Origin of the sequence: Shewanella sp. ECSMB14101 (assembly GCF_000773485.1) — a bacterium.
GTDB lineage: Bacteria > Pseudomonadota > Gammaproteobacteria > Enterobacterales > Shewanellaceae > Shewanella > Shewanella marisflavi.
In genome coordinates, this window is sequence record NZ_JSFF01000005.1 from 127,752 (window position 1) to 152,944 (window position 25,193).

Sequence of the window (25,193 nt, forward strand, 5' to 3'; positions counted from 1 at the left end):
GTTTAAATGTGCCACACATCGCTGATTTATCAGATATGAGCATAAGAGATAAATGGGATAGTAAGGACGATCAATTAAACCAGCATTAAATTTAGCACTTTAAACTGTACCTTAGCTTAAGAGAGCATCAATTTGACACAAAAAAAGCGCTCAAAGAGCGCTTTTTTTCATTAGACAACTTATGCCAAACGTTCTGATAACCAAGGGATAACAGAATCAAGCGCTGAACTTAAGTTTTCAGGTTCGCTACCGCCAGCCTGTGCCATATCAGGGCGTCCACCGCCCTTACCACCCACCTGAGCGGCAACCATGGCCACCAGTTCACCGGCCTTCACCTTAGCGGTCAGATCTTTGGTCACACCGACAATTAGGTTCACCTTAGCATCACCTGCAATACCCAATACGACTATGCCTGACTGCAGCTTCTGCTTAAGTTCATCCTGTAGCCCACGCAGCGCTCCAGCTTCAACGCCTTCAAGCTGCTTCACCAGTACCTTTACACCACCAAGCTCTTGCGCTTCACCAGCCAGATCGGCACTGGTCGCCGCAGCAAGCTTATCTTTAAGTTGTGACAACTCTTTCTCTAACTGCTTGGTCTTATCTAGCTGCGCCTTCAGCTTGGTTACCACTGAGGCACTGTCGCCTTTAAGTAGCGCGGCAGCTTGTTCAAGCTGTGCCTGCTGCTCAGCCACATAGGCCATTGCTGCAGCACCTGTCACCGCTTCAATACGGCGAATCCCTGCTGCGATCCCCCCTTCTGAGGTGATCTTAAACAGACCTATGTCACCAGTACGACCCACGTGAGTACCACCACAGAGTTCGATAGAGAAATCACCCATAGTGACAACGCGCACCTGAGAGTCATATTTCTCTCCAAACAGGGCCATGGCACCTTTTTCTTTAGCCTGGTCGATATCCATCACCTCAGCCTTAAGCTCATGGTTACGACGGATCTGAGTGTTCACCAGATCTTCAACCTGTTTTAGCTCTTCACGCTTCACGGCTTCGAAATGAGAAAAGTCGAAACGTAAACGATCAGGTTCAACCAAAGAACCTTTTTGACTGACATGACTACCAAGAACCTGACGCAAGGCGGCGTGAAGCAAGTGTGTCACAGAATGGTTAAGCTCAGTGCGATGTCTCAGCTTCTTATCAACTGCTGCGTAAAGGGACTGACCTAAGGTGATGCGACCACTCTTCACCTGACCAATATGGCCAACGGCCTGGCCATACTTTTGCGTGTCTGTAACGGTAAACTCAATGCCGTCGGCGTTAAGAAGCCCTTTATCACCACACTGACCACCAGACTCACCATAGAAAGGCGTACTTTCAAGTACGATAACGCCTTGTTCACCTTCAGCTAAGGCATCGACTGCCTGACCATCGGCGTAGAGGGCGACGACCTTAGCTTCACCGTTCAGATTGTTGTAGCCACAAAACTCTGTCTCGGCATCGATCTTAAGGCTGTCGTTATAGTCAGTATCAAACTGACCTGCTGCCTGAGCACGACTGCGCTGCTCGGCCATCGCGGCTTCAAAACCGGCTTCATCTACCGTGATATCACGCTCGCGGCACACGTCTGCAGTGAGATCAACAGGGAAACCATAGGTGTCATAAAGTTTAAACGCGGTTTCACCATCGAGTACCTTACCTTCAAGCTGGCTAAGGGCATTGTCCAGAATACCAAGACCGCGCTCTAGGGTACGCGCAAACTGCTCCTCTTCGGCCTTAAGTGCCTTCTCGACAATCGCTTGGGTGGCCACCAACTCTTTGGCGGCGTCGCCCATCACTTCAATCAGGGTTGGTACCAGTTTATAGAAGAAAGACTCAGTAGCCCCTAACTTGTTACCATGACGCACGGCGCGGCGAATAATACGGCGTAACACATAGCCACGGCCTTCATTAGATGGCATCACGCCATCGGCCACTAAAAAGGCACAAGAACGGATATGGTCAGCAATTACGCGCAGTGACTTGTTTTCCAAGTCAGTCACGCCGAGGATCTCAGCCGTCTTCTTGATGAGCGACTGGAAGATATCGATCTCATAGTTAGAGTGCACACCCTGCATGATCGCAGCAATACGCTCTATGCCCATACCTGTATCAACAGAGGGCTTTGGAAGCGGTTCCATGGTACCGTCGGCTTGACGGTTATATTGCATGAAAACGATGTTCCAGATCTCGATGAATCTGTCACCGTCCTCCTCTGGCGTGCCAGGGCGACCACCCCAGATATGTTCGCCGTGATCATAAAAGATCTCAGTACAGGGGCCACAAGGACCTGTATCACCCATCTGCCAGAAGTTATCTGAGGCGAAGGCGGCCCCTTTATTATCACCGATACGTATGATGTTTTCAGCGGCTACACCAATCTCTTTGTTCCAGATCTCAAAGGCTTCGTCGTCAGTCTCATAAATCGTGACACACAGGCGCTCTTTGGGCAGCTTGAGTTCTTCGGTAAGGAAGGTCCAAGCGAAACGAATCGCGTCGTGCTTAAAATAGTCACCAAAGCTGAAGTTACCCAGCATCTCGAAAAAAGTATGGTGACGGGCAGTATAACCAACATTATCCAGGTCATTATGTTTACCACCGGCGCGCACACAGCGCTGGGCAGTCGTGGCACGGCTGTAATCGCGCTTGTCTTCGCCCAGGAAAACATCTTTAAACTGGTTCATACCAGCATTGGTAAATAGCAAGGTGGGATCATTACCAGGTACCAGTGAACTGCTGTCCACAACCTGGTGACTGTTTCTGCGGAAAAACTCCAAGAAAGCACTTCTCAGCGCTGCAGTGGTTTGATACATGAAATCATCCTGAATTAGATTATTTTCGCGGTGAAGGCTCGAGCTCCACCGACAGCTCTAGTTAGCCAAGCATTATAAGCAGTCTATTAGTGAACAACCAGAGGTTTAACTGAGGATAACTAAAGAAACCCTAAAAAGCGTGCGTTTGCCCCAAGGGCATAGCTAAAAAAGGTCTAGTCATTAAGAGCGAATTATAGGTCGGGTTCGACCTCTAACGCATAGGCCACCTGGTCAAAGGCGAAACCTTGGGAAAGTAGATAACGAACGCGTTTAGCGCGCTCTTTTTGATCTTCTATCGGGCCGCTGGCAGCATATTTCTTGGCCGCTTTCTGTTTCGCCAACTCGAACCAGTCGCAGTCACTTGCATTAAGCGTATCTTGAATAATCTCTTTAGCCAGCCCCTTCTGCGCCATCGATTGGCGTATCTTGTTCTGACCATGGCCCTTAGCAATATGAGAACGTAATAGTAATGCAGCAAATCTGGCGTCATCCAGATACCCCTGACTTTCGCACTGGGTCAAAACCGCCTCTATCTCACTATCGATAAAGCCTTTTTGCGCTAACTTACTCTTAATCTGGTAGCGAGAATAATCGCGGCGGGCCAAAAGACCCACCGCAACTTGCATTGCCGACATGCTCATAAGGAAACGTGTAGCTTATGACTAAGGCTTAAAATACTTCGCCAGTTTCCAGGTCGATATTTTCATCGCCCGTCGCCGATTTTGCGACCACTTCACCACCGCCAAGTAACATGGCACGCAGCGCATGATCGATCTCTGCGGCCACCTCTGGGTTTTCAACCAGATACTTACCTGCGTTGGCACGGCCTTGACCAATCTTGTCACCTTTGTAGCTATACCAAGCACCTGACTTCTCAATCAGCTTATGGGTAACCCCCAGATCCACCAGCTCGCCAGTACGGTTAATGCCTTCACCATATAGAATCTGGAACTCAGCCTGTTTAAATGGCGCAGCAATCTTGTTCTTAACCACTTTCACCCGGGTTTCGTTACCTATGACTTCTTCACGATCTTTGATGGCGCCGGTACGACGGATATCCAGACGAACAGATGCGTAGAACTTAAGTGCATTACCACCCGTAGTCGTTTCTGGGTTACCAAACATTACACCAATCTTCATACGAATTTGGTTAATGAAGATCAGCAAGGTATTCGATTGCTTGAGGTTACCCGCGAGCTTACGCATCGCCTGACTCATCATACGCGCCGCAAGACCCATGTGAGAATCACCAATTTCACCTTCAATCTCAGCCTTAGGCGTCAGAGCCGCTACCGAGTCAACGATGATCACATCAACCGCACCAGAGCGAGTCAGGGCGTCACAGATCTCAAGGGCCTGCTCACCGGTATCAGGCTGTGAACACAAGAGGTTATCAATATCTACACCGAGTTTCTGAGCATAGATAGGATCCAGTGCATGCTCGGCGTCGATAAAGGCACAAACCTTACCCTCGCGCTGTGCCGCAGCAATCACTTCCAGTGTCAGTGTCGTTTTACCAGAAGATTCAGGGCCATAGATCTCAACGATACGACCAAGAGGCAAACCGCCGGCACCCAATGCAACGTCCAGCGACAGAGAACCTGTTGAAATGGTTTCAACATCCATAGAGCGGTTTTCACCTAACTTCATGATGGAACCTTTACCGAACTGCTTTTCAATCTGGCCAAGGACCGCGCTCAGGGCTTTCTCTTTATTCGCATCAATCTTCATTCTGCTTTCCTCTCAATCACAGACGCTGCGCTGTGGGGTATCCGTTATGGTTAAGCCTGGGAAACGGCAACTGCATCGTTTTAGGCTATCTGAATATGCAACCTAGTATACTGTACAATCATACAGTATCAAGTACTGTATGCGATTATTTTTGCCTAAATCGGTTTAGGCCCGCTAGAGACATTACTGGTTTATTCGCGCTAAATTTACCCAAACGAGCGGGATAAATGCGCAACCAGTCTAAATTTATTGTTAGTATTGACGCCATTCATTCTGTAATAATCTGCACGCTATTACAGACTCTTTTCGTAGCAGGAAACCTTGGTTAATTCATGAACGCCGTCGATACTCAACACCTTGAAAAGCACACCCCTATGATGCGTCAATACCTGACGTTGAAAGCCGAAACGCCTGATATGCTGCTTTTTTATCGTATGGGAGATTTTTACGAGCTATTTTATGACGATGCAAAGCGTGCATCTGAGCTGTTAGGGATCTCCCTCACAGCCCGGGGCAAGAGCGGCGGCGATCCCATCCCTATGGCGGGCATTCCCTACCACGCAGTGGAGGGCTATCTGGCTAAGCTGGTGCAATTAAGAGTCTCTGTGGCTATCTGCGAACAGATAGGCGATCCGGCAACCACCAAGGGGCCGGTGGAGCGAAAAATTGTTCGCATCGTCACTCCCGGCACTTTGACCGATGAAGCCCTACTTCAGGAACGGCAAGATAACCTGTTAGCGGCCGTTTACCACGGGAAAGTGGGCTTTGGCTACGCGACGCTAGACCTCTCCTCGGGTAGATTCGTCGTGACAGAACTCGCTAGTCGCGAGGCACTGGAAGCGGAGTTGCAGCGTACTAATCCCGCCGAGCTCCTCTATAGCGAAGATTTTAACGAACTGAGCCTGATTAACTCCCTGTCCGGCAAACGCCGCCGTCCAGAGTGGGAGTTCGATTATGACACCAGCTACAAGTTACTGCTCGAACAGTTCGGTACCAAAGATCTGTACGGTTTTGGCCTGGGAGAAGTGCGCCTGTCGCTGCAGGCGGCGGGCTGCCTTATCCAATATGTCAAAGATACCCAGCGCACCGCCCTGCCCCATATCAATGCGATCACCCGTTTTAACCAGTGTGACAGCATAGTACTCGACGCCGCGACTCGTAAGAATCTCGAGCTTACTCGTAACCTTCAAGGGGGCAGTGAAAACACACTCGCTTCGGTACTTGATAACACGGCGACACCTATGGGAAGTCGCATGTTACAAAGGTGGATCCATGAACCACTGCGTAATCACAACATCATCAATGCCCGCCACGATGCTATCGACGAGCTGTTAAACAATGGCTTTCATGAGCCGCTACACGAACAGTTAAAAGCTCTTGGCGACATTGAACGCATTACGGCACGTCTGGCAATACGCAGTGCTCGGCCAAGAGATTTCGCCCGTCTGCGCCAGGCATTAACCCTATTGCCTGACATTCAACAGACACTGAGCCAATGTCACAGCGCTCACCTAAGCACGCTATCGCAGTCAATGGGTGAGTTCCCACAGGAACATGCCCTGCTCAGCCGCGCTATCGTCGACAATCCCCCAATGCTGATCCGCGATGGCGGCGTGATCAAAGAGGGCTACCATGCCGAGCTGGATGAGTGGCGCAAACTCAGCCAAGGGGCGACCGATTACCTTGCCGAACTCGAAGCCCGTGAGAAAGCCGCCACCGGCGCCTCCACCTTAAAAGTGGGCTATAACCGGGTGCACGGTTACTATATCGAGGTGAGTCGGCGCGAGTCAGATCTCGTCCCCATGAGTTATCAACGCAGACAAACTCTTAAAAATACCGAGCGTTATATCGTTGCCGAGCTTAAAGAGCATGAAGAAAAAGTGCTCTCCAGCCAAGGTAAGGCGCTGGCGCTCGAGAAACAGCTGTGGGAAGAACTGTTCGACCTGCTGATGCCTCGCCTGCATGAGTTGCAAGAGTTTGCTCGGGCGGCGGCAGAACTGGATGTGATCACTAACTTTGCCGAGCGCGCAGAGCAGCTTGACTATCACAGGCCCGAACTGACGGCCCAGAGCGGCATTCATATCGAGGCAGGGAGGCACCCTGTGGTCGAGCGCGTCAGTCAAAGCCCGTTTATCGCTAACCCAGTGTCACTTAATCCCGCAAGACGCATGCTAATTGTCACAGGCCCCAACATGGGTGGTAAATCAACCTATATGCGCCAGGTCGCCCTGATCACCTTAATGGCGCACATCGGCAGCTTTGTGCCGGCACAAAAGGCCGCGATAGGGCCGGTCGATCGCATCTTTACCCGTATTGGCGCTGCAGACGATCTCGCCTCGGGGCGCTCAACCTTCATGGTGGAGATGACTGAAACCGCCAACATACTCCACAATGCCACGCCAGAAAGCTTAGTGCTCATGGATGAAATTGGCCGCGGCACCTCAACCTATGATGGCTTATCGCTCGCTTGGTCGGCTGCCGAGCATCTGGCGCAAAGCCTCAGGTCGATGACATTGTTCGCCACCCACTATTTCGAGCTAACTCAGCTACCCGAACAAATCGAGAATGTGGCCAACGTACATCTAGATGCCATAGAACATGACGATACCATCGCCTTTATGCATGCAGTACAAGAGGGAGCGGCAAGCAAAAGCTATGGCCTACAGGTCGCCGCGCTGGCTGGCGTGCCCGCCAAGGTCGTGCAAGCAGCCAAGCATAAGCTACATCACTTGGAAAGCCGAGACAGAGAAGAGGGATTGCCCGAGCTAAGACAAGCACAGCTAAGCCTCGCCATGCCTGAATCTTCAAAAGCACTGGACAGATTAGACACTATCGACCCTGATAGTCTCACCCCCAGACAGGCGCTTGATCTCCTTTATGAGCTAAAACAACTTCGTTAAACAGCAAAAAGCGCACCTTAAGGTGCGCTTTTTTAAATAAGGTATGGGGTCGACTCTCAAAACAAAGAATATCTTCCTTGGGCTTCAAATTACCATAACACACTAGCATGGCTCTTCCAGGCTCAACACCTTTGAAGAGGCATCAACTTTGAACCACTAAGCCTACACCCCACTTGCTTTTGTTAAACTCGGAATATCGCTTCTACCGATAGTCCTTGTGCGCTGAGGAGATCCTTCAGACGCTTCAGGGCTTCAACCTGAATTTGGCGAACTCTTTCACGAGTGAGTCCTATCTCTTTACCCACATTTTCCAGGGTCGAAGGCTCATAACCCAGCAGACCAAAACGACGGGCAAGCACTTCTCTTTGTTTGCTGTTTAGCTCATCTAACCAACGCACTACAGACTTAGACATATCATCGTCTTGTACCTTGTAATCTGGCCCTACGCTATCATCATCGGCCAGCACATCGAGCAAGGCTTTGTCGTTGTCGCCACCAAGTGGAGTATCGACTGAGGTGATACGCTCATTAAGCTTTAGCATCTTGCTCACGTCACTACTTGGCAAGTCTAGTTGCTCGGCAATCTCTTCTGCCGTTGGCTCATGATCTAATTTGTGCGCAAGCTCCCTGGCAGTACGAAGGTAGACATTAAGCTCCTTGACCACATGAATAGGTAGGCGAATGGTGCGAGTTTGATTCATGATCGCACGTTCTATTGTCTGGCGGATCCACCAGGTGGCATAGGTTGAAAATCTGAAGCCGCGTTCGGGATCGAACTTTTCGACCGCACGGATCAAACCTAAATTACCTTCTTCAATCAAATCCAGTAATGCCAAACCACGATTATTATAACGACGTGCAATTTTTACGACGAGTCTGAGATTACTCTCAATCATACGGTTGCGAGATTTATCACAGCCTTTTAGGGCTTTACGTGAGAAATATACCTCTTCTTCCGCACTCAATAGGGGGGAAAATCCGATTTCACTTAAATACAGCTGTGTCGCATCTAAGTTCTTTTGTAAGTCATCTTGTACTTGCTGTTCTAGTTCTGCGTCTTTGATCACCTTCTTGCTGTTAGTCACTGATAGATCAGACTCGTTCTTAGACAAGTCAACCAAGGGCTCCGCGACGGCGGTAGATTGTTTACGACCCATAATATACTCTCCCAAATTTTACATGCTAATTTACTGCACTTTGCTATCCTCCAATTGCCAAAATGGCGCCTATAAAAATTATGATTTAGGCAAAAATTTAAGTGGGTCAACGGATTTTCCATGATACCGAATTTCAAAATGCAGCATCACCTGGTTGGTGCCCGTCTGTCCCATACTCGCTACCGTTTGTCCTGCAGTAACGAATTGCTTCTCTTTAACTAAGATCTTATCGGCATGGGCGTAAGCACTGAGATAGTCATCGCTATGCTTAATAATCACCAAATTGCCATATCCCCTCAGCGCACTACCTGCATACACTACCCGCCCATCAGCCGCAGCCTGTATGCGATCGCCCCGAGATCCTGCGATCTTAATTCCTTTATTACCTTGTTCCTTGGTAGAGAATTTTCCGATCAACTTGCCCTTAACAGGCCAATGCCACCGCTGCACCTTCTTAGGTAGAGTACTACTCGGCTTGTGGATAACAACGTTAACATCTTGTTGGTCAGTTGTAACAGCGTATGCTGATTTATCGCCCCGATCAAGTGATTTTTTCACCGGTGCCATTTTACTGACGGTCGGCGCCTGACTTTGCTTAACTGGTTGTTTATTAATATTTTTGTGAGTGTCATGCTGCCTATTACTCGCTAATACTTGACTGCTTTGCTTTGTTTTGGCATTTGTAACATTCTTTGTCGATTTTAGCTTTAAAACCTGTCCGGGATAGATGGTATATGGCTTGCGAAGCCCGTTATATCGGGCGATTTCGGCAAAATCTTTATTGGCAGCCCAGGAGATCGAATACAGGGTATCTCCACGCTTGACCTTATAGTGGTCGGATGTGAGGCCACCTCTTTTATAGGCAGTCTTCACCGGAGTGTTTACGTTAACGACAGGTGCTGGTGTATGGGCCTGAAAGCTACAACCCGTCATCCAGATCGACAAGAATAATATAACAAAATGAACGACGCTCTTTGACAAGACTCTCATCATAGCGCCAGCCCTCTGCTCCAAGGCAAAGGCCTTTCTATACGTGTCACAACCACTAAGCCAATTCACCATTAACCAGAGGGACAAATTTGACCATTTCTATGGTTTTCGAGAAAAATTGATTGCCCTGGCGACTGACTCGCATCAACTGCTGAGTCTCTTCCCCTACGGGGATCACCAGCACACCACCATCTACCAGCTGCTCCAGCAGTGCTTCGGGAACACTACTTGCCGCGGCTGTCACCATGATGGCATCGAAAGGCCCCTTATTGGCCCAGCCTTTCCAGCCATCACCATATTTGAAGGAAACATTATGAAGATCGAGTCGCTTTAAACGTTGACGCGCCTGGATCTGTAAACTCTTAATCCGCTCAACGGTACACAACTCGTCAACCAACTGGGCGAGAATGGCCGCCTGGTAACCCGAGCCTGTGCCTATCTCCAATACCCGCTTGGGCTTGGTTTCCAATAACAACTCTGTCATCCGCGCGACAATATAGGGCTGAGAGATCGTCTGACCCTGGCCGATAGGCAAGGCAGTATTTTCATAAGCCTTGTGCCCCAGAGCCGCATCAAGAAAAAGTTCTCTTGGCGTGTTAGCCACCACAGATAATACATCAGTATTGTTAATACCAGCTCGCTGAAGGCTATGTGCCAGATTCAGTGCCGCCGTGGTGGTTACCCCATTCATAATTGCTCTACCCATTGCTTTATTTTTGGAACTTGTTCAAAGGCCGTCAGATCGACAGTTAAAGGCGTCACAGATACATAGCCATTAGCAACCGCGTGAAAGTCTGTCCCTTCACTAGCATCTTGCTCTTCACCCGGAGGGCCGAGCCAAAATATTTCACGTCCGGCAGGATCTTGCATGCGCACCATCCCCTCTGCCCTGTGCCGCGCCCCAAGGCGTGTCACCCTTATTCCTTTAATTTCATCTAGCGGCAGATCCGGCACATTCACATTTAAAATTTGGTCCGATGCAATAGGGCTTTCAATAAGCCCTGCCACTATCTTACAGGCATAGTAGGCGGCGCTATCATAATGTTTCAACTCTCGGCCTACCAAAGAGATAGCAATGGCGGGTAAGCCTAAAAAGCGCCCTTCCATCGCGGCGGCAACCGTTCCTGAATAAAGGGTATCGTCACCCATATTGGCACCGGCATTGATGCCAGAAACCACTATGTCTGGCTCCTCAACATAAAACTCTCGAATCGCAAGATGGACACAGTCGGTTGGCGTGCCACTGACTGAAATATAACCATTGTCTAACTTATTAATTCGCAAAGGGTTAGTCAAGGTTAATGAGTTACTGGCACCAGAGCAGTTACGATCTGGCCCTACCGTCATCACCTCATATTGTTTTGCCAAGGCATTAGACAGTGCGGCAATTCCAGGTGCCGCTATACCATCGTCATTGCTGACTAATATTTTAATCATGGGCTTGTTCACTCGCTGCGGCTCGACGAGCCTGAAACTCTCGCTCTTTGACATCCTGATAATCCACCAGTTCCCGCAGTACAGAAGTGGCAAAGCTGCCCGCTGGTAGTGCAAACTTGAGGACCAAGGTATCGTCGTTAATCTCGTAACTGAGTTGCTGGGGTAGCAAGATAAGCGGGCGACGTTCTTGATTCAATCCCGCCTGCTCAAGGCCTGCACAATCTACAGCAAAGGGCTCACACACACTCTGCTCAAACGTCAGAGCCTCGGCTTCACACAGCGCCTGACCACGCCCCCATAAGGGCGCCGAGAGCAAAATATCTTGCTCATCCAATCGCTTGTTTAGCGCCTCATCCCAAGGGTTGGCGACAAAGTAACTCTTACTGCCCGCCAGCATCACGCAATCCCCCTCGAGCACCTTAAGCTCGAACTGACGTAAACGCTCGCTGACCACTTGATTAAAGAGATGTGAGCGCACAGCTGACAGATAGATACTGCGCTTATTTCTATCCTTCACCTTCTTGCTGCCGTTGAGCATCTGACGGCCAAAAATCAAATTTTTACCGTCATGACCAAATCGCTGCTCACCAAAGTAGTTGGGCACACCTGTGTGTTTAATCAGCTCAAGACGCCTGACCACTTCATCCATATCGGAGACGGCTCTGAGCGTCAGGGTAAAACGATTGCCTGCAAGTGCGCCGGTGCGCAGCTTCTTACCGTGACGGGCACTGGAAAGCACGGTTAGCTGATCACTGTTTAGCGATTGCCAGTCGGGCATGCTCTTACCCGGGATCCTGACCCCAAACCATTGCTCTGTGATAGCGTGTCTGTCTTTCTGCCCCGCAAAGGTCACTTCTTTCGGGTGCACACCGGCAAAGCTAGAGAGCATACGTGCCACATCGGCGGTATTAAGCCCCGACTTGCGAATATGCAGCATATGATGCTCCCCCTCACCAGTGGGTAGAAAGGGCAGGATCTCCTGCACGATAAAATCACTGTTGTGGGTTCTCAAATCGGCACTCGCCTGAGGCTGGCCAAACAAATAATGCAATGGGGTCATAACTCTCTCTTATCTTTGCTCAGCGCACATGAGCACCACGGCTTCTACGGCGATGCCCTCTTTTCGGCCAGTAAAACCAAGTTTCTCGGTTGTGGTAGCCTTAACATTAATCGCCTCAATCTCGCTGGCTAAGTCTTCACTCAAGCACTGACGTATGGCATCAATATGCGGCAGCATCTTAGGCGCCTGGGCAATAATGGTCACATCAAGGTTGCCCAGCTGGTAGCCTTTATCCCGCGCGAGCTGATAACAGTGGCGCAGTAACACTCGGCTGTCAGCACCTTTGAACTCAGGGTCGGTATCGGGAAAATGTTTGCCGATATCCCCCAGCGCCATGGCGCCAAGAATGGCATCTGAGATGGCATGCAGCACCACATCCCCATCGGAATGGGCAACCAAACCAGTATCATAAGGCACTTCAACACCGCCTAAAATCAGCGGCAACTCACCACCAAACTTGTGTACGTCGAAACCGTGGCCGATACGTATATTCATCTTTCAGTCACCTTTAGTTGAATCTGGGTCATCTGCCTGGGCCGCCTGTAAAAACAGTGCAGCCAATTGCAGATCGTCTGGATGGGTTACCTTAATGTTGTCAAAGCGGCCACTTACCAGTAGTGGCTGGCCACCAGCCCACTCCATTGCTGAGGCCTCATCGGTAATAGCCACTCCCGACGCCAGTGCCTGGGCGAGGTTTTGTCGCAAAGACACCACAGGAAACAACTGCGGGGTCAGAGCATGCCAAAGGTTTTCTCGGCAAACCGTATTCGCTATCTTGCCATCGGCCGTTGAGCGCTTCATGGTGTCTCGTACTGGCATGGCTAAGATGGCTCCCTGGTGCTTACCAGCTTCGGTTTCACAGGCGGCGATCAGCTTATCGATATCTGCATGACTTAGACAGGGACGAGCCGCGTCGTGAACGAGCGCCCAGGCAGAATCTGGCGCCACATTGAGCGCGCTCAGCACAGAATCGGCGCGCTCTTTACCGCCCACGACAGTCATGAGTTTGGGATGTGTTGCCTGAGTCAGTTTGGCAAAATGAGTATCTTCTGGGCTCAGGGCTAGGATCACCTGCGTTATGCGCGGATGTTCCAATAGGCGATCTAGGGTATGCGCCAGAATAGCTTGATGATTTAACATCAGATACTGCTTAGGGATCTCAGCGCCCATGCGCGCACCAATACCGGCGGCGGGAACGATGGCAACGAGATCTTTGATGGAACTTGTCATTGATTTGAACTCATGTCAGGTTTCAAGGCCATGGCGGGAGCCATTACCTACTGCTCGCCTATCTCGGCTTTACGCTGAGGCTCGCCCACTACACGAAAGAAAGTTTCGCCCTGTTTAACCATACCCAGCTCATTACGAGCCCGCTCTTCAAGGGCCTCAGTGCCGCGACGAAGATCGAGGATCTCTTCTTTGAGTACCTGATTGCGTTCGATTAATTTGGCGTTGCTCTCACGCTGCAACTGGATCTGTTCTTGCAGCTGAAAAGATTCGGGTAAACTATTTTGCCCCCACCAGAGTCGATACTGGAGCAGGCCAAGCAGCGCAAACATGGCGATAAGAAGTCGCTTCATCCTTAATGGGCTTTATCTCTGTTAAAAGGCTGAACTGATATTACAACAAAAAAGGCCACCAAGTGGTGGCCTTTTACCAATTTAACCGCAAAAAACTCGGTTATGCTTGGCCTTTAATCTCGCTACGGCCCTTATATGGCGCTTTTTCACCTAACTGCTCTTCGATACGTAGCAGCTGGTTGTACTTAGCCACACGGTCACTACGACACAGTGAACCAGTCTTGATTTGACCCGCTGCAGTCGCTACCGCAAGATCCGCGATAGTCGCATCTTCGGTTTCACCACTACGGTGAGAGATAACAACCGTGTAACCTGCGTCTTTCGCCATGCGAATTGCCGCTAAGGTTTCAGTCAGTGAACCGATTTGGTTGAACTTGATCAGAATAGAGTTAGCGATCTTGTTCTCGATACCACGGCTTAGGATCTTAGTGTTGGTAACAAACAGGTCATCACCGACCAGCTGGATCTTGTCGCCAAGGATTTGTGTCTGGTATGCCCAGCCATCCCAATCTGACTCGTCCAAACCATCTTCGATAGACACGATAGGGTACTCTTCGGTCAGTGACTTAAGGAAGTCAGAGAAGCCGTTTGAGTCAAATACCTTACCCTCGCCAGATAGGTCATACTGACCATCTTTGTAGAACTCAGATGCTGCACAGTCAAGAGCCAGAGTTACATCTTCACCCAGCTTGTAACCTGCTTTTTCTACCGCAATCTTAATCACTGCCAAAGCATCGGCGTTAGACGCTAAGTTAGGCGCAAAACCACCTTCATCACCCACAGCAGTGTTAAGACCCTTCTCTTGCAGAACCTTCTTCAGGTTGTGGAAGATTTCGGCGCCCATGCGCAGTGCTTCACGGAAGCTCTTAGCACCAACAGGCTGAACCATGAACTCTTGGATATCAACGTTGTTGTCGGCGTGCTCACCACCGTTAAGGATGTTCATCATAGGCACAGGCATAGAGTACTGGCCAGGAGTACCGTTTAGCTCGGCGATGTGTGCATACAATGGCATACCTTTAAAAGCAGCAGCGGCTTTAGCAGCAGCCAGAGACACGGCCAGGATAGCGTTAGCGCCTAGCTTGTCTTTGTTCTCAGTGCCATCTAGGTCGATCATGATCTGATCCAGCTCGGCCTGCGCCGTTGCATCTTTACCCATTAGGGCGTCACGGATCTGGCCGTTGATGTTAGCGACAGCAGTCAATACACCTTTACCCATGTAACGGCTCTTGTCACCGTCACGCAGTTCTAGTGCTTCACGGCTACCGGTAGAGGCACCCGATGGCGCAGCAGCCATACCAACAAAACCACCATCTAGATGTACTTCCGCTTCAACCGTTGGGTTACCACGTGAATCCATGATCTCGCGACCAATGACATTGATAATTTTAGCCATAATTTCCTCGACTTTAAGTTTAAGATTTAAGTTTAAAAAGTTAATGCAAAACTAAAATTCTTATCGCTAAATTTACATCATCTGAAACAAAAAAGCCGCCTCCGAGAGTCGGAAGCGGCCCTTGTATATAGATTAGCCTAAATCGCGTTTTTGGTACGCTACGGCTGCAGCAACAAAACCTTGGAACAATGGCTGACCATCGCGAGGTGTTGATGTAAATTCAGGGTGGAACTGACCCGCCACAAACCAAGGGTGGTTAGGGAGTTCAATCATTTCAACCAGCTGACGATCTGTTGACAGACCGCTAAATACCAAGCCAGCTTTCTCTAAACGTTCTCTGTATGTGTTGTTCACTTCGTAACGGTGACGGTGACGCTCTACACAGGTTAGACCCTTATAGGCTTCTGCCGCCTTAGTACCTTCGATCAGATGACACAGCTGTGCGCCTAGACGCATGGTGCCACCGAGATCTGATTCTTCATGACGTTGCTCGATATTACCTTGTTCGTCAATCCATTCTGTGATCAAGCCCACAACTGGATACGGCGTGTCTTTGTTGAACTCGGTTGAATGCGCATTTTCTAAACCGGCCACGTGGCGAGCGAATTCAATCAGTGCCACTTGCATACCTAGACAGATACCGAAATAAGGTAGGTTATTTTCACGGGCATACTGAGCTGCCATGATCTTACCTTCGACACCGCGCTCACCAAAGCCGCCCGGTACCAGGATACCGTCAAGGCCTTCCAGCACTTCTGTGCCTTTGGCTTCGATATTTTGTGAATCGATATACTTAATGTTCACCGATACGCGGTTGAATAGGCCGGCATGTTTTAATGCTTCGTTAACCGACTTATAGGCATCTGGTAATTCAGTGTACTTACCTACCATACCAATAGTGACTTCGCCTGTTGGGTTGGCTTCTTGGTAGATAACGTTTTCCCACTCAGACAGATCGGCTTCTTTACAGTCAAGACCGAAACGCTTGGTGACCAGATCATCCAAACCTTGCGCCTTCAGCAGTGCAGGGATCTTGTAGATACTATCGACATCTTTCAGTGAAATCACCGCACGCTCTTCAACGTTACAGAAAAGCGAAATCTTCGCCTTCTCGTTAGATGGGATAGCGCGATCACCACGGCAAACCAATACATCTGGTGCGATACCGATAGAACGCAGCTCCTTCACAGAGTGCTGTGTCGGCTTAGTTTTAACTTCGCCCGCCGCGCCAAGGAAAGGCACCAGGGTCAAATGCATAAATAGGGTACGATCACGGCCTAGTTCTACACCCAACTGACGAATTGACTCAAGGAAAGGCAATGACTCGATATCACCAACGGTACCGCCGATCTCAACGATCGCCACGTCGTGCCCTTCTCCGCCCTCAAGCACTTTCTCTTTAATTGCATTGGTAATATGTGGGATCACCTGAATGGTGGCGCCCAGATAGTCGCCACGACGCTCTTTGCGCAGCACTTCTTCGTAGATACGACCCGTGGTGAAGTTGTTACGACGATTCATCTTAGTACGGATGAAACGCTCGTAATGACCCAAGTCGAGGTCAGTTTCAGCCCCATCTTCAGTCACGAATACTTCACCGTGCTGAGTTGGGCTCATGGTACCTGGATCCAAGTTAATATAAGGATCCAACTTCATAATGGTTACATTAAGGCCTCTAGCCTCTAAAATTGCCGCCAATGATGCTGCTGCAATGCCTTTACCTAGTGATGAAACCACGCCACCAGTAACGAAGATATACCTTGTAGTCATGCTGAACCTGAGAAAATGAGTTGGAAATATGTGCTTGTATGAAAGCACTAGGACGGGGCGTTATTATACCAAAGCCCATCGGTTTCGACAAATAGGTAACGGCAACTATTTTAGTCTTTTAGGGGATCATTTCGCTTGACTTGCTCCCAATAAGCGTCCAGTTCAGCGAGCGTATGCTCCTGCATCGATCTATCCGACTGGGCAGCCAAGGCCTCGACGCCGCGAAAGCGATGCTCAAATTTATGGGTTGCCCGGCGCAGCGCCTGCTCAGGATCCAGCTTAAGATGCCTTGCCAGATTCACTACGGCAAACAGCAGATCCCCGAGCTCATCTTCCATCTTGTCTCTATCCTGGGCAGCAACCTCGACCATTACTTCGTCGATCTCCTCATGGATCTTGGCCACCACAGGCGCTAAATCATTCCAATCGAACCCGACCGTCGCTACTCTTCGCTGCACCTTGGCCGCGCGGGAAAGGGCCGGCAGGGCTTTGGGAATATCATCGAGCACCGAATGCAGTGAGCGACCGGCGCGTTCTTGGGCTTTGATGCTCTCCCAGGTTTCACGTACCGCCTCACTAGAGGCCTGGTTCATCTCGCCAAACACATGGGGATGACGCTCGGTGAGCTTAGTGCAGATCTTTTCCACCACCAGCTCAAAATCGAACCGCCCCTGCTCCTTACCCAGCTGACAATAGAAGATCACCTGAAACAGTAGATCCCCAAGCTCCCCCGGCAGCTCATCGAGAGCGCCGCGTTCTATGGTATCGGCCACCTCGAAGGCTTCCTCCAAGGTAAAAGGCACTATGGTCTGATAGCTCTGCGCCTTATCCCAGGGGCAACCAGTCTCTGGGTCTCGAAGCCGCTCCATGATGGTCAGCAGCTTCTGGATATCGGATTTACTCTGCATCATCTTCCCTATCAAAAAGGCGACCTAGGCCGCCTCTTAGTTTATCGTTTCAGCGATTAGCGCATGACTTAAAGACGTCTCGCCTCGATAACGCCGCTCACCTGAGACAGCTTGGCGATAACTCGCGACAAGCCCTCGAGATTATACAGCTCAAGCTCCAGCTCGATGGCGGCGGTCTGTGTCTTTACATCGGAAGATGAACTCATGGCCAGCACGTTCGATTTCTCCGCAGCCAACACAGAAGTGAGGTCCCTGAGCAGACCGCTGCGATCATTGGCCAATACCTTAAGCTTTAACTTATAACCACCAGAATAGTTCTCACCCCAGACCACATCGACGCTGCGCTCTGGATGCACCCGCATCAGCTCTTTGACCTGCTCACAATCGGCCCGATGCACAGAGATCCCTCTGCCCTTAGTGATGAACCCAAAGATCTCATCCCCAGGCACAGGCTGACAACATTTTGCGATATGACTAAGCAGGTTACCGACACCATTGACCTCAACCTGGCCTTTGCCTTTTCCGGTTGAGCGCGCCTGATTCTTCTTCAGCAGATCTTCAAGGGCTTCCTCTTCAGACACCTCATTGATGCGCATCCGGCTCTGAACATGGTTAACCACCTGATTAAGCCTGACATCACCACCGCCGATTCCGGCCAGCAGATCATCCATGCCCACCATGTTGAAACGTTCCACCGCGCTTTGGGCATCTTTAAGAGTCAGGCCTGAGCGCGCCAGCTCGGTCTCGAGCATCTCGCGGCCAGCGACAATATTCTTGTCTCTGTCTTGCTGCTTAAACCAATGCTGGATCTTTGAGCGGGTGCGCGAGGTCTTGATATAGCCTAGGTTAGGGTTCAGCCAATCCCGCTTAGGGTTGGGATGCTTAGAGGTAATGATCTCCACCCGCTCACCGGTTTCCACCTGATAGGTAAAGGGGACGATACGACCATCGACCTTGGCACCAATACACTTATGCCCCACCTGAGAGTGAATATAGTAGGCAAAATCGAGCACGGTTGAGCCCATAGGCAGATCCACTACGTCACCGTTAGGGGTGAAGACATAGACCCTGTCCTCAAACACCTGGCTGCGGACTTCATCTACCAAATTGCCACTCTCGGCCACATCTTCCTGCCACTGCAGGATCTTACGCAGCCAATTGATCTTCTCTTCGTAGCCGCTCTGCTTACCCGTGGTGCCCTCTTTATATTTCCAGTGAGCGGCGACCCCAAGCTCGGCATCTTCATGCATCTGCTCGGTACGGATCTGTATCTCTACCGTCTTGCCCTCTGGGCCCACCACTATGGTATGAATAGATTGATAACCGTTAGGCTTAGGGTTAGCAACATAATCATCGAATTCGCGCGGGATATGATGCCAAAGGGTGTGCACCACACCTAAAGCGCCATAGCAATCTTGTAAGCGCTCGGTGACGATACGCACGGCGCGCACATCAAACAGCTCATCAAAGGTGAGATCTTTGCCGCGCATCTTCTTCCAGATACTATAGATATGCTTAGGTCTGCCATAGACCTTGGCGCGGATCTGCTCCTCATCCAGCCGCTGCTGCAGCTGGTTAACGAAATTCTCGATATAGATCTCACGATCCACCCGCTTGCCATCGAGCTGCTTGGCAATATCCTTGTAGACCTCAGGGTGCAGATAGCGAAACGAGATATCTTCCAGTTCCCATTTGAGCTGACCTATCCCCAGACGGTTGGCTAGCGGCGCATAGATATCGGCGATCTCACGAGCCAACAGCACCCGAGTCTCCTCGTCGGCATTTTTCACTTCCCGCAGCAAACAGATACGTTCGGCCAGCTTGATCACCACGGCGCGGACATCTTCCACCATGGCCAGCAGCATCTTCCGAATGTTATCGATTTGAGGTTCGGCGTTGCGGCTCTGCTCATTGACCTTTAGCGCACCAATGGCATCCATGGTCACTACGCTGTTCACTAAGGTAGTTAATTTGTCGCCAAACAGCTCAAGCATCTGCTCCTCAGTCAACAGGCCGGCATCAAACACCACGAAGATCACTGCCGCTTGTAGGGTTTCGATATCCATGTTGAGTGGGGCTAAGATCTCGATCAACTCGCGGGCACGACCGATCAGCAGGGTATCGTTAGCATCATGTTTCGCCACCAAATCCTCGACCTGTTTGATCAGAGCGAGTAAGGTGCTGGCCTCTTCGGCGTCACTCAGATAACGATTAACCCATTCGGTTAATTGAAAATCTGTGTCTTTAAAATGTGCTTCTCTAACAGATACCATCTACTGCATGTCCTTTATAACTTAAGTTATTGCCCCTAAATTGCTCGACCTGTTCTGTCATCCTGAAAGTGTCACATGACATAGCCAATACCGACCCCACTATCTTGGGGATTCCCCCGCCAATGTCAATTGATATGCGTCGACTATTTGGCCGCTTAATCGACTTATTTATCCAACTCAAACAAGGCCATGGCCTCGATATGATGAGTCTGGGGAAACATATCGATAAGCCCGAGACAGCTCAGTACATATCCCTGTGCCAGTAGCGGCTCACAATCTCTGGCCAGACTCACTGGGTTACAGGAGATATAGACAATCGCCTTTGGCTTCATCTTCTTTAACCATTGTAGACTCTCAAAGGCGCCGGCTCTGGCGGGATCCAGCAATAACTTATCAATCCGCCCAAGCCAGGGTGCATTAGAGAGATCGGCACTCAAGTCGGCATGGTAAAACTCGGTGCCTTCGACACCGCTCGCCTCAGCATTGCGTTTAGCCTGGGTAACCATGGCCTCGACTCCTTCGACCCCTACTAGCTTAGCGCCGGCCTTGGCCAGCGGCAGGGTAAAATTCCCCACGCCGCAGAAAAGGTCGAGCACCCGCTCGCCCGGCTCGACTTGGAGCCAGTCGATCGCCTGAGTAATCATCTGCTGATTGATCTCGCCATTGACCTGAATAAAGTTACCCGGCGAGAAGCCAAGCTGACTTCCATCTTTCAGGCGGTAATAAGGCAAACCCGATTCACCCGTTACTGTCTCTAACTGACCATCGTCGTCCAGCAGGGTGACGCTGACCTGATGGGCCTGTCCAAAGGCGATTAGCAGCGCCTTATCCTTATCATTTAGCGCAGTAGTGATACGCACCACCACACCATCGCCCGAGTCCACCGACAAGAGCTCCACATGACCCAGTGTGCGTTTGCCACTGAGTTGATTCAGACAAAGGTTTAAAGGATGCAGCAGATCCGATAGCGACTTAGCCAGCACAGGGCAAGCATCGATATTGACCACATCGCTACTGGCCAAGGCGCGAAAGCCTAAATTGAGCTGCTTGCTATCTCGCTGATATTGAGTTGCCATACGAGCGCGGCGGCGATAATGCCAGCCCTCACCCGACAACGGCGCACTGATATGCTGGACTTGGGTACGCCCCATCTTCTCAATAAGATTCACCAGGGCAGCTTGCTTGGCATCACGCTGTGAATCCAGTGCCAGATGCTGCAGGTCGCAGCCGCCGCAGCGACCATAATAGGGGCAGTTGGGCTCGATACGCGCAGTGCTTGCGCTCTCAACCTTAATGAGCTTGGCTTTGGCGTGACGCTTCTTCTGTTCTGTTATCTGCGCCGTCACTCTCTCACCGGGTAAGGCGCCAGGAATAAAGACAATTTTTCCCTCGCCATCTGCTATCCCTGCCCCCAGATGGTCGAGCTGGGTAACATCGAAACTTTGCTTGGCGAGAGTTCGCTGAGTTTTTCGGGGTTTAGCTTTATAAAATTGTGCCATCTAGGCCTCTAAAACAATAAAAATACTAGTAAAGACTGCACAAAGTCTGGCAGTCTAATGTAACCTATAACCAACGCAGACGAATAAAACCAACTCCATGAATAGTGCAGATAATATGACTAAATACAGCCTGAGAGCCTGGGTTCTCGTGCTGGCATTAGCGCCCACTATTTTGGTTGGTATTTTGCTTGGCAGCTATTTTACCATAAATCGTTTCTATGAACTGGAAGAAAGCTTAATCGAAAGGGGCAGCAATATCATCGAGCCCTTGGCCATTTCCGCTGAAATTGGCCTGGAAACCAAAAATTTCGAAACCACCAAACGCCTGATCACCTCGGTGCAACTCAACAAGTCTAATCTGGTGCAGTTTATCGCCATTTTCGACACCAACAACCGGGTAATAGTGACCTCGCATCACTATAAAAATCATGAATTTATGCGCTATAACGAGCCCATAGATTCGTTGCAGATCACAGCAATTGAACCCTTTGGCGACAGCATTATTATGCGCAGTCCCATCTTCTCCAGCCAGCGCGAGCTCTTGGTCAGCCCCTACGACAGCAACACCATGGCCCAGCAAGTTAACTCTGCCAAGCTTGGCTATATTGCCGTGTTGCTCAACAAAGAAAACGCTCTGCTGGAACAGCACAGAGCAGCAGTAGCCGCCTTCATCATAGTGCTGATCGGCGTACAGCTGAACCTACTTTTTACCTTCCGCCTGGTAAAAAACGTCACTCACCCCATCACTGAAATGGTGCGCGTAGTGGCCAAGATCCGTGAGGGTAAGCTAGACACAAGGGTCGATGGCAACCTGATCGGTGAGTTGGACCTGCTCAAACGTGGTATCAATGCCATGGCAAGCTCCCTGTCGGAATACCATGAGGAGATGCAGCAGAATATTGACCAGGCGACCTCAGATCTGCGGGAAACCCTAGAGCAGATTGAGATCCAAAACGTCGAGCTGGATCTGGCCAAAAAGCGCGCCCTCGAGGCCAGCCGCATCAAGTCTGAGTTCTTAGCCAACATGTCCCACGAACTGCGTACACCGCTCAACGGGGTGATAGGTTTTGCCAAACAGCTGCTCAAAACGCCACTGCATGCCAGTCAGCAGGACTACATCAAGACCATAGAAAAGAGCGCGACTAACCTGCTGGGGATCATCAACGACATTCTCGACTTCTCCAAGTTGGAAGCGGGCAAGATGGAACTGGAGAACATGCCTTTTGCCCTGCGCGAGGTGATTGACGATACCATCTCTCTGCTGGCCAATAGCGCCAAGGACAAAGACCTCGAGCTCGTGGTCGACATAGAACCTAGCATCAACGATAACGTCTCGGGTGACGCCCTGCGGGTTAGCCAGGTGATCACTAATCTGGTGGGTAATGCCATCAAGTTCACCGACAGCGGCAGCGTTCACCTTAAGATACGCCTCACCAGTGAGGAGCCGGAAAAGATCAATATTCGCTGTGAAGTGACAGATACAGGTATAGGCATAGACAAACAGCATCAGGCCCAGCTATTCCAGGCATTTGGTCAGGCTGACTCCTCTATCTCGCGCCGTTTTGGCGGCACAGGTCTTGGTCTCATCATCACCAAGCGACTGATCAATCGTATGGGCGGACAGATTGGTTGTATCTCGGCACCGGATAAAGGCTCCACCTTCTGGTTCACACTGCCACTTAAGTTAAGCCAATACCCTATCAGTCAGGCGCTGGAAACCGACAAGCTTATCGATAAGACAGTATTGTTATTCGAGCCACGCAAGCTTTCACGCAAGGTACACGAAAACTTAATGCAGCATTGGGGGATGCAGAGTGTCAGCATCACCACACCCGAGGACTTGGCCCGTATTGCCGGTGAAGAGGAACGTCACTTCGACTACGCCATCATCAGCTGCAACGATCTGGCCAGCAGCCCAGAACTGCTAGAGGTACTCAACAAGATTGCCCAAATCAGCGACTACACCCTCTATATATGTAGTAGCAGCGATAGCGCCGCCAAGATGAACCTTATCCAGCCAAACGTCGACAAGGTGATGCAGGCGCCTGTAGGCGAGCGCGCCCTGGCCGTTACCCTAATTAATCCCCACCGCGCTCAATATGAAGCCATGCCCTTTAAAGAAGCGGTGAAGGCAACTCAGATTCGTGAGCCCATGAGCGTGTTGGCGGTGGATGATAATCCGGCCAACCTGAAACTCATTGATACCCTGCTCAAGGAGCTAGTCACCAAAGTGACTGTGGCCAACAACGGCCAGGCGGCGGTAGAGCTTGCTAAGGCAAAGAGCTTCGACCTTATCTTCATGGATATTCAGATGCCCGGCACAGACGGATTTAGCGCCACCAAGCAGATACGCGAGTATTCGCTCAACCGCAATACTCCCATAGTGGCGGTGACTGCCCACGCGATTGCCGAAGAACGAGAACGTATCGACCAGAGCGGCATGGACGGCTACCTACCAAAGCCTATCGATGAGGCAGCGCTTAAGAGCGTGATCAGCCGCTGGAAGACAAGGCCTCAGTTTACCCACTTCGATCAGCACACCCTTAATTGGGAACTCTGCCTGACCCAGGCCAACCAGAAAACCAGTCTGGCACTAGAGATGTTGCAGATGCTGCTCGATTCGCTGCCCGAAACCAGAGAGAATATCTCAACCGCCTTGGAACATCAGGACAGTGAGGCGATGATAGCCCATGTTCATAAGCTCCACGGCGCCAGCTGCTATTGCGGCGTACCTACCACTCAGCGGCTCTGTCGAGAGATTGAACAGTCACTCAAGCAAAATGCCGGTGTCGATCTGGTCGAGCCGGAAATACTTGAGTTACTTGACGAGCTTTCTAAGGTAGAATCTGCCGCAAATCAAGTAATAGCCCAGTTATCTATGGATGTGATCGATGAGTAATAAACCCGGTTTTTTTAAACGCCTTAAGGCCCTCGAACTGGAGCAGAAGAAGCTCTTCGCCATCGCCCTGTGTCAGCGCATGTATCCCAACTATCAGTTGTTTAGCGAAGTGTGCGAATTTGGCGATCCTCAAGTGCTAGACACCCTGCTTAACCTGCTGTGGCAATCTATGTACGATCAAAAGCTTAAGCTCAATATTGAACTCTACCTGGAGCGTCTGGATCTCAACACGCCTGAGCCTGCCGATTTCGATGTTTATGGCGTCTACCCGGCCATGGATGCCGCCGTTGCCCTAACCTCCTTGCTAAGCGCCATTCAAAGCAAGGTAGAAGACGATATCACCAATATCAGCAAACTCTCCTCAAGTACCGTAGCCAACTACATCGAGGCAACAGTCGATGAGGAGATGGATGAAGAAGCGCTGGATGAGTTCATCTTCAATCATGAGGTGATGCAGGAAGAGAAAACCCTGCAGGCATCATTACTGGAAATCATCGAAGAAAATCCTAAAATCACTGCCGACTTCGTCAAGGCACTGCGCAAAGAGATAGTGCAGTCAGGCGTTTCCAACATAGGGATCTCCGTGGGTGCGTGATGCGCAAACTTATCTACCAAGGATTTGTGCTCACTAACCCGGATGGGTTAACTAATACCTGGTGTCTGACTATCGGGGAGCAGCGACGCGTCGGCTCCCTATTTGAACTCAGACGCCAGATCCATTTCTATCAGGAACTTGGCATCTTACCGCCACCCAAGCCTCTACAAAGGCGACCAGGCCCCCAGCATTAG

General features: G+C 50.4%; 20 protein-coding genes. 4 read left to right on the forward strand and 16 right to left on the reverse strand.

The genetic code is table 11. The features are described 5' to 3' along the window. Positions 1-179: 179 nt before the first annotated feature. The 3 genes from alaS to recA all read right to left on the reverse strand — a co-directional run bounded on the left by alaS (position 180) and on the right by recA (position 4,535). On the reverse strand, positions 180-2,804 hold the full coding sequence (gene alaS / locus NY07_RS06710) for an alanine--tRNA ligase (protein ID WP_033538569.1): 2,625 nt from the start codon (positions 2,802-2,804) through the stop codon (positions 180-182). Between the two features lie 191 nt (positions 2,805-2,995). After that, positions 2,996-3,445: a recombination regulator RecX gene (gene recX / locus NY07_RS06715; RefSeq protein WP_081953784.1), complete on the reverse strand. Its 450-nt coding sequence runs from the start codon at positions 3,443-3,445 to the stop codon at positions 2,996-2,998. Positions 3,446-3,473: 28 nt separating this feature from the next. Beyond that, positions 3,474-4,535, reverse strand: coding sequence for a recombinase RecA (gene recA / locus NY07_RS06720; RefSeq protein ID WP_033538570.1), 1,062 nt, complete (start codon positions 4,533-4,535; stop codon positions 3,474-3,476). Between the two features lie 332 nt (positions 4,536-4,867). Between recA and mutS the strand changes: the two genes are divergently transcribed. Further along, positions 4,868-7,435: a DNA mismatch repair protein MutS gene (gene mutS, locus NY07_RS06725; protein ID WP_033538571.1), complete on the forward strand. Its 2,568-nt coding sequence runs from the start codon at positions 4,868-4,870 to the stop codon at positions 7,433-7,435. A gap of 182 nt (positions 7,436-7,617) precedes the next feature. On the opposite strand, the gene rpoS is transcribed toward mutS, so the two are convergent. From rpoS to rlmD, 13 genes are all read right to left on the reverse strand, one after another. Continuing rightward, positions 7,618-8,592, reverse strand: coding sequence for an RNA polymerase sigma factor RpoS (gene rpoS / locus NY07_RS06730; RefSeq protein WP_033538572.1), 975 nt, complete (start codon positions 8,590-8,592; stop codon positions 7,618-7,620). Between the two features lie 78 nt (positions 8,593-8,670). Next, positions 8,671-9,582, reverse strand: coding sequence for a peptidoglycan DD-metalloendopeptidase family protein (locus NY07_RS06735; protein WP_033538644.1), 912 nt, complete (start codon positions 9,580-9,582; stop codon positions 8,671-8,673). A 55-nt stretch (positions 9,583-9,637) separates the two neighbouring features. Further along, positions 9,638-10,273, reverse strand: coding sequence for a protein-L-isoaspartate(D-aspartate) O-methyltransferase (locus NY07_RS06740; protein ID WP_033538573.1), 636 nt, complete (start codon positions 10,271-10,273; stop codon positions 9,638-9,640). Continuing rightward, positions 10,270-11,019, reverse strand: a complete 750-nt coding sequence (surE, locus tag NY07_RS06745; RefSeq protein WP_033538645.1) for a 5'/3'-nucleotidase SurE — start codon at positions 11,017-11,019, stop codon at positions 10,270-10,272. The genes NY07_RS06740 and surE overlap by 4 nt, the downstream gene beginning before the upstream one ends. Beyond that, entirely contained in the window at positions 11,012-12,079 is a 1,068-nt protein-coding gene (truD, locus tag NY07_RS06750) for a tRNA pseudouridine(13) synthase TruD (RefSeq protein ID WP_033538574.1), read from the reverse strand. The genes surE and truD overlap by 8 nt, the downstream gene beginning before the upstream one ends. A 9-nt stretch (positions 12,080-12,088) precedes the next feature. After that, positions 12,089-12,574 carry a 2-C-methyl-D-erythritol 2,4-cyclodiphosphate synthase gene (gene ispF, locus NY07_RS06755; protein WP_033538575.1) on the reverse strand — a complete coding sequence of 162 codons (486 nt, stop codon included), beginning with the start codon at positions 12,572-12,574 and terminating at the stop codon, positions 12,089-12,091. A 3-nt stretch (positions 12,575-12,577) separates the two neighbouring features. Next, positions 12,578-13,309 (reverse strand): 2-C-methyl-D-erythritol 4-phosphate cytidylyltransferase, encoded by a 732-nt coding sequence (ispD, locus tag NY07_RS06760; protein WP_033538576.1) that lies wholly within the window; start codon positions 13,307-13,309, stop codon positions 12,578-12,580. 47 nt (positions 13,310-13,356) lie between these two features. Continuing rightward, a complete protein-coding gene (ftsB, locus tag NY07_RS06765) occupies positions 13,357-13,659 on the reverse strand; it encodes a cell division protein FtsB (protein ID WP_033538577.1) in 303 nt (100 codons plus the stop codon). Positions 13,660-13,759: 100 nt separating this feature from the next. Further along, the gene (gene eno, locus NY07_RS06770; RefSeq protein WP_033538578.1) at positions 13,760-15,055 is read right to left on the reverse strand and encodes a phosphopyruvate hydratase; all 1,296 of its coding nucleotides are present in this window, start codon (positions 15,053-15,055) and stop codon (positions 13,760-13,762) included. A 132-nt stretch (positions 15,056-15,187) separates the two neighbouring features. After that, positions 15,188-16,825 carry a CTP synthase gene (locus NY07_RS06775; protein WP_033538579.1) on the reverse strand — a complete coding sequence of 546 codons (1,638 nt, stop codon included), beginning with the start codon at positions 16,823-16,825 and terminating at the stop codon, positions 15,188-15,190. Between the two features lie 110 nt (positions 16,826-16,935). Continuing rightward, positions 16,936-17,733 carry a nucleoside triphosphate pyrophosphohydrolase gene (gene mazG / locus NY07_RS06780; protein ID WP_033538580.1) on the reverse strand — a complete coding sequence of 266 codons (798 nt, stop codon included), beginning with the start codon at positions 17,731-17,733 and terminating at the stop codon, positions 16,936-16,938. Between the two features lie 68 nt (positions 17,734-17,801). Then, complete coding sequence (gene relA, locus NY07_RS06785; RefSeq protein WP_033538581.1) at positions 17,802-20,006, reverse strand: GTP diphosphokinase; 2,205 nt, start codon at positions 20,004-20,006, stop codon at positions 17,802-17,804. A gap of 164 nt (positions 20,007-20,170) precedes the next feature. Further along, a complete protein-coding gene (gene rlmD / locus NY07_RS06790) occupies positions 20,171-21,505 on the reverse strand; it encodes a 23S rRNA (uracil(1939)-C(5))-methyltransferase RlmD (RefSeq protein ID WP_033538582.1) in 1,335 nt (444 codons plus the stop codon). Between the two features lie 115 nt (positions 21,506-21,620). Between rlmD and barA the strand changes: the two genes are divergently transcribed. From barA to NY07_RS19160, 3 genes are read left to right on the forward strand one after another with little or no spacing between them, the layout of a single operon-like run. Beyond that, positions 21,621-24,404 (forward strand): two-component sensor histidine kinase BarA, encoded by a 2,784-nt coding sequence (gene barA, locus NY07_RS06795; RefSeq protein WP_441347683.1) that lies wholly within the window; start codon positions 21,621-21,623, stop codon positions 24,402-24,404. Then, positions 24,397-24,999: a YjaG family protein gene (locus NY07_RS06800; protein WP_033538584.1), complete on the forward strand. Its 603-nt coding sequence runs from the start codon at positions 24,397-24,399 to the stop codon at positions 24,997-24,999. Before barA ends, NY07_RS06800 begins: the two co-directional genes overlap by 8 nt. Further along, a complete protein-coding gene (locus tag NY07_RS19160; protein WP_081953785.1) occupies positions 24,999-25,193 on the forward strand; it encodes a hypothetical protein in 195 nt (64 codons plus the stop codon). The genes NY07_RS06800 and NY07_RS19160 overlap by 1 nt, the downstream gene beginning before the upstream one ends.